5 protein-coding genes and 2 pseudogenes are annotated in these 4,812 nt (G+C 68.9%); 4 read left to right on the forward strand and 3 right to left on the reverse strand.

Annotation, left to right across the window (positions count from 1 at the left end):
* Positions 1-523 (reverse strand): annotated as a pseudogene (locus tag ACWDN5_RS46225) (hypothetical protein); the annotation flags it as partial.
* Between the two features lie 158 nt (positions 524-681).
* Here ACWDN5_RS46225 and ACWDN5_RS46230 point away from each other — a divergent pair.
* From ACWDN5_RS46230 to ACWDN5_RS46245, 4 genes are all read left to right on the forward strand, one after another.
* Entirely contained in the window at positions 682-1,134 is a 453-nt protein-coding gene (locus ACWDN5_RS46230) for a hypothetical protein (RefSeq protein ID WP_449680731.1), read from the forward strand.
* Between the two features lie 118 nt (positions 1,135-1,252).
* On the forward strand, positions 1,253-1,660 hold the full coding sequence (locus tag ACWDN5_RS46235; protein ID WP_449680732.1) for a hypothetical protein: 408 nt from the start codon (positions 1,253-1,255) through the stop codon (positions 1,658-1,660).
* Between the two features lie 672 nt (positions 1,661-2,332).
* Positions 2,333-2,956, forward strand: a complete 624-nt coding sequence (locus ACWDN5_RS46240) for a DUF4145 domain-containing protein (RefSeq protein WP_449680733.1) — start codon at positions 2,333-2,335, stop codon at positions 2,954-2,956.
* Positions 2,957-2,991: 35 nt separating this feature from the next.
* The gene (locus tag ACWDN5_RS46245) at positions 2,992-3,510 is read left to right on the forward strand and encodes a hypothetical protein (protein ID WP_449680734.1); all 519 of its coding nucleotides are present in this window, start codon (positions 2,992-2,994) and stop codon (positions 3,508-3,510) included.
* Positions 3,511-3,841: 331 nt separating this feature from the next.
* Here ACWDN5_RS46245 and ACWDN5_RS46250 read toward each other — a convergent pair whose 3' ends face one another.
* Entirely contained in the window at positions 3,842-4,309 is a 468-nt protein-coding gene (locus tag ACWDN5_RS46250) for a hypothetical protein (protein ID WP_449680735.1), read from the reverse strand.
* A 253-nt stretch (positions 4,310-4,562) separates the two neighbouring features.
* Positions 4,563-4,812: pseudogene (locus ACWDN5_RS46255) on the reverse strand (IS110 family transposase); the annotation flags it as partial.

Consider the following 4,812-nt stretch of genomic DNA (forward strand, 5'->3'; position numbering starts at 1 on the left):
GGTCGGCGGCCTTGGTGTAGAGCTCGGTGACGTTCTTCTCCGTCGCGTCGCTCTCGTTGTGTTGCTGGCGCCGCACCGCCAGCAACAGGGCGAAGGTGCCGGTGGTGCCCGCGCCGATCCCGAGCCCGGTCTTGATCGCCTCGACCCTCGCCGCCGCCCTCTTGTCCGCGTCGCCGGCCTGGTTGGCCTCGCCGAGTAGCCAGCTGGTCGCCGCCCACCCCACCGCGGCGACCACGATCGCGGCGGCCACCACGACCCACCAGCTCATTGCCGACGCCCGTGCCCGCGGCGCGCGTTCTCCCCGCCGACGCGCCACCGCGACCACCAGCCCGCTGGCGGCGACGGCCAACAGCGCCAGCGGCACCGCCAGCGGGCGCGCCCACCGGCCTAGCGCAGACCAGTCCATCCACCCGGACAGCACCAGCGCCGCGGCCAGCAGCGCCACCCCGCAGAGCACCAGTGCTCCACGTGCCGGCGCCCAGCCCCGCCAGAACGCCCCAGCCAGCAACAGCATCCGCTTCATCACGAATCGTGAATCGCGGCGACGCTGCCCGACGCTACGACGCCGTGCGCGCGCTGGCCGCGTTGCTCGGTGTCGAGAAACTTTCTGGTCGGTCGGTGGGTCTGTCGGGGCTAACAGGTAGATAGAGGTTCGGTTGCTTCACCTGGAGTACGACAAGCATGATCACGATGCCCGACCGGAGCAGCCCGACGTGCGCGACGTTTCACGCCTTCGAGGCGCTGGACACGGCGCTGGAACCGGTGCGCGCGATCTCGAAGGCGGTGGAGTTCTCGCCGAGCGCCTCGATGGGTGAAGTCCTCGTGACCTGGCACGAGCAGCAGGCGGGTTTCGACGTCCGGCAGCAGTGGTTTCACACCGTCACGCCGGCGTTGCACCAGTGGGCCGCGATGCAGGCCATAGCCCCGGTGGGGCCGGTGTTGCTGTCCACGCCACTGCTCGCCTTCACGGGCCAGCTGCGTGCGCAGCTGATCGACCTCTTCCGCCCGCTGGTGCAGACGGCCGACGAGGTGGCGCGATGGATGCACGCGGCGCTGATCGAGGCGGCCGAGCGCGCGCACGCGGTGTTGTGCACCGATCCGGACGTCCGCCGGCGCAAGGCCGCGGTCGAGTAGTTCGCGGTGCGCTGGATCGGGCTGGGTAAACAGACGCCGGTGCGGCGCGAAGCGGTCCTCGAGGCCGTCGAGGATGTGCTGCTCTCGGCCTGCTGGCACACGCTGGACGAAGGGGCCGGTGGACCTCACGCTCGGTTCGCGCCTGCAGACGCGGGTGTACGCCGAGGCGCGGTGGCACCGGCCGATCTGGGAGAACCGGGTCCGCGGCTACGCCATCGACCAGCTGGAGCGCCCGGTCGGCCACAGCTTCGGCGGCGAGCGGCTGACGCTCGGCCAGCAGGTGCCCGACGCGTGGGACCCGTACTCGGTGCTGGAGGGCGGCCTGGACGCGCAGCGACGGCTCCGCACCGTGATGCAGCTGCTCAAGCCCGAACACCGGCTGATGGTCCTGCAGCACGCGCACGAGGATGGCCTCACCTGGCAAGAAGCGGCCCTACGCGCGGGAGATGCCGGCCGAGATGGGGAAAGCGCTCGACGGCGAGTTCGTTGGCTCTCGCTGGAGCTACAGCGCCATCGGCTCAGGTAGCACCGCACGGGGCGCAGACCAGGGTGCCCCACGGCGCAGGGATAGTCCAAACAACCGGCTTTGACCAGGACGGTCAAGCCGACCGATGCCAGGGAGTTAACATTGCTCAAGTCGATGTCACTCTCGACGGGCCGTCGGCCAAGGTGGCGGTTACGGCACTCTGACGCTGGGGAGCGGTCGCCAGGTCCACCGCACCCGCGGCCGCGACGATGACAGCGTCGTCGACGTGCCGCACCGACACCTCGGCCGTGGACGTCGCGATCGTGGGTTGACGCCCAGCCGGTACCGCTCGTCGAGCGCGAGGCTTACCGGAAGCTGCGCGCCGAGCCGCCACGGCGGCGTCTGGAGGGCGCGATCGAGTTCGCGGGAGGGATCTATTCGGGTCCGGTGGCCCGCCTCTGGCCGGCGCTTCTCGAAGCAGCCGCCGGCGACCCCGAGGTCGCGCAGTGGTGCACCCAACTCGAGGCCGGAAGCTCGGGTGTCACCCACTGCGCGCGGGCGGTGTCCTCCCGTGGTGGGGTGATGGCGAAGGGGTGCCTGCGCTGTTGGTGGTGACCGGTGGGATCGCGTGCACCCGTTCGACTGAGGAACGATCACGATATGACCGTCTACCTGCGGTTGTCCGGGAACCGAGATGTAACGCCGTGGAGTGGGCAACGCGACTAACCGTGCATGCCGGACATTCCTCAGGCCATCCCGATGGTGTGCGCCCACTGCTCGAAGTCGGTCCTCGGCCAAACCGAAGGAAGCCACGAAAGCTACGACCCGGAGCAAGGTCCGCCGCTGCTGAGCTTGCTGATCGGCTGCACCAACTGCGGCCAGTCAAGCTTGTTCCTATCCGAAGACTATGGAGATGGTTGGGATGAGCCGGCTCGTGTCTGGCCAGCACCCGGACGGCGGCTCGGACTCTCGGTTCCGCGAGAACTCCGTGAGGAACACGAGCAGGCGCGGCTGTGTTTCGAGGCCAAGGCATACACCGCGGCCGGAGTGATGGTGCGCCGGACCCTCGAAGGAGTGTGCGCGGTCAAGGGAACTACCAAGCGCACCCTGTTCGGGGGCCTACAGGAGCTGAAGGAGTCCGGAGCGATCGACGAGCGCTTGTTCGAGTGGGCACAAGCGTTGCGGATCTTGGGCAACCAAGGCGCGCACTACACCGGTACGCAAATCTCCCGAGAAGACGCCAAGGACGCGTTGGACCTGTGCGAGGCGTTGTTGGACTACATGTTCGAGTTGACCGCGAAGTTCACCGCTTTTCAGCAACGGCGCAAGACGCCGTCTCCCGGCGAAGACCAGTAGTAATGGGGGATCCAACCCCATGGTGGGGAACACTGGTGGTGGCCGCTGTCGGCTTCGGCGGAGTGATCTGGACGCAGCTCGCGACTGCCCGGCGGGAGCGGCGGCGCCGTGAACGTGAGGAGCGGGAGCGTGGCCGGGTTCTGCGTGCTGAGCTGTACGCAGAGTTCTATCGGGTGATGGCGGAGTTCAGGCGGATCGCCGAGGAGTACGGCACGGGCCGGGTGTCCAAGGCTGACGCCACCGCGCTTCGAGATCGTTTGCGCCAGGTCGCCGACGACGGCGCAGACGTGTTCGGACGGTTGCGCCTCCTAGCGGCTCCGGCGGTGGTGGACGCCGCTGAAGCGGTGATAAACGCGACCGACCGATATCAAGGGGCTCTCTTGCGCGGTGGTTCCACCGAGGACGACCTGGCGCGGATGCAGCGGTCGTTGAAGACTGCGGTGGATGCCATGCGAACCGACGTCAATCCGGGAGAGCCGGTCACGAGCCGACGCCGGGTGTGGGATCGGCTTCGCCGGGCTGATCGGCTCCGGAGCGTCGGGCCGGGCAAGTGATGTTATTCAGGCGTCCTGCCGGAGCAATGTCGCGCGGGTCCCCGGCACCGCCGCCAGGGCCGCATGTCCCGGGTGCCCACTTGCGGCGCGGACCCGCAGGGGCGGCCTTGATTAAGAAAGAAACCATGAACACTGCGCGGCTGAACTCGCCTGTCATGGACCCCGGCGGTGCGCCGACACAGTTTGCCGGATGGTCTCTCGTTCTCGTCGCTGCGTTGGCTCTCTCGCCGTCTACATCGCGCGCCACTCGATGTCGGCGTGGATGTGCCGGATCCAGCGGCGTTCACTGTCGTAGCGCTGCAGCATCTGCGCCACGGCCATCGTGATTAGCTCACTGTCGGTCAGCTCCGGTCGGCGGCCTCGGCCGGTGCGGGGCGGCGGCTCGGGCGATCGACAGGGCGTAGGTGGCGGTGATGGTCTGGTGGTAGTCGTCGGGCAGGCTGTCTTCGCCCGGCATTGCGCCGGCCAGCCCGGTGGCGGGGCTTCGCAGCCGGTCGAGGTAGGTCATGCAGGTGAGTGTCGGGCGATCGGCTATGTAGGCGGCGGCGTGCGCCAGGGCCAGGGGCAGGTGTCCGAGCGCGTCGGCGAGTTGCCGCGCGCCGGCGGACCGGCCGGGCAGCCGGCGGTCCGGGAACGCTGCGGCTTCGGTCGGGGTGAACAAGCCGACGTCGAGTACCTCGCGCCCGGCGGTGCGCAAGATCGAATCGCGACGCCGGGTGGTCACCAGAACCCGGCCAGAGCGGCTGGGGATCGGCCAGAGGTCCCGGACGTCCGCTGGGTCCTGCAGGTCGTCGAGCACGAGCAGCCAGTTCGAGGTGGTCCCGGCGAGCCATGAAAGCCACCGGTGCGCGATTTCGAGGGCGCTCCCATGCTGGGTGCCAGCACCTGCTGCGCCGCGACGCGGTAGGTGTCGATGATCGCTTCCCGGCTGGTTGCGCGCACCCAGATCAGCCCTTGCACCCGCCCGCCAGCCCATTGCCGTCGCGCGTATTCCGCGGCCAGCTGCGTCTTACCCACCCCGCCCAGCCCGGCGAGGAGTCTCAATGACTGTGTCAAGCAGCGGTTGCGGCCGTGATCGGTGGTGAGGGGTGAAACTCGCGGCCGTCGCGCAGCAGCGCCCAGATGACGTCGACCAGGCGGCGGGCCAGGGCGATCAGTGCTTGGGTGTGCCGCTTCCCCTCGCGGCGTTTGCGCAGGTAGAAGGTGCGGGATGGGCTGTTGGGGCGTTTGATCGCCGACAGGGCGGCCAGGTAGAACACCCGCCGCAGACCGCGGTGATAGCGCTGCGGGCGGTGCAGGTTG

The sequence above is a fragment of the Amycolatopsis sp. NPDC003731 genome (assembly GCF_053586895.1).

Coding starts and splice junctions, on each gene's coding strand:
- ACWDN5_RS46230 (WP_449680731.1), top strand. CDS start 682: ATGATCACGATGCCCGACCGGAGCAGCCCGACGTGCGCGACGTTTCAC.
- ACWDN5_RS46240 (WP_449680733.1), top strand. CDS start 2,333: ATGCCGGACATTCCTCAGGCCATCCCGATGGTGTGCGCCCACTGCTCG.